The sequence below is a fragment of the Aeromonas sp. S19(2024) genome (assembly GCF_041402625.1).
Lineage (GTDB): Bacteria > Pseudomonadota > Gammaproteobacteria > Enterobacterales > Aeromonadaceae > Aeromonas > Aeromonas caviae.
On record NZ_JBGLQU010000034.1, the window covers coordinates 1 to 928 of the forward strand.

1 protein-coding gene is annotated in these 928 nt (G+C 67.3%); it reads right to left on the reverse strand.

Annotated elements, in window-relative coordinates; translation table 11 throughout:
* The coding region (locus ACB037_RS21280; protein ID WP_371175903.1) for an Ig-like domain-containing protein at positions 1-928 on the reverse strand (928 nt) is incomplete at both ends.

Below are 928 nucleotides of genomic sequence, written 5' to 3' on the forward strand. Positions count from 1 at the left end.
CGCGGTGTCGTCACTGCCGCCAGTGCCCACGTTGCCGTTGAGATCGGTGTAGCTGCCGTCCTTGACGGTGACGCTGGCCTCGCCGGTATAGCCCGGGGTCGGGGTGAAGGTCGCCGTCCAGGTCTTGCCGCCATCGGAGGTGGTCAGCCCGGTCACGGTGCCGCCCACCACGGTCAGATCGCCCAGCTCGAACCCGGTCACCTGCTCGCTGAAGGTGAAGGTGACGTCGCTGGTTTCACCCACGGTCAGCTGGTCGTCGGCGATGTGGACCACCACGCTCGGGGCCAGGGTGTCGATCGCGGTGTCGTCACTGCCGCCAGTGCCCACGTTGCCGTTGAGATCGCTGTAGCTGCCGTCCTTGACGGTGACGCTGGCCTCGCCGGTATAGCCCGGGGTCGGGGTGAAGGTACCGGTCCAGGTCTTGCCGCCATCGGAGGTGGTCAGCCCGGTCACGGTGCCGCCCACCACGGTCAGATCGCCCAGCTCGAACCCGGTCACCTGCTCGCTGAAGGTGAAGGTCACCGGACTGGTCTCACCCACGGTCAGCTGGTCGTCAACGATGTGGACCACCACGCTCGGGGCCGAGGTGTCCACCGGGGCACGGTCGCTGCCGCCAGTGCCCACGTTGCCGTTGAGATCGGTGTAGCTGCCGTCCTTGACGGTGACGCTGGCTTCGCCGGTATAGCCCGGGGTCGGGGTGAAGGTACCGGTCCAGGTCTTGCCGCCATCGGAGGTGGTCAGCCCGGTCACGGTGCCGCCCACCACGGTCAGATCGCCCAGCTCGAACCCGGTCACCTTCTCGCTGAAGGTGAAGGTCACGTCGCTGGTTTCGCCCACGGTCAGCTGGTCGTCAACAATGTTGACCACCACGCTCGGGGCCAGGGTGTCGATCGCGGTGTCGTCACTGCCGCCAGTGCCCACGTTGCCG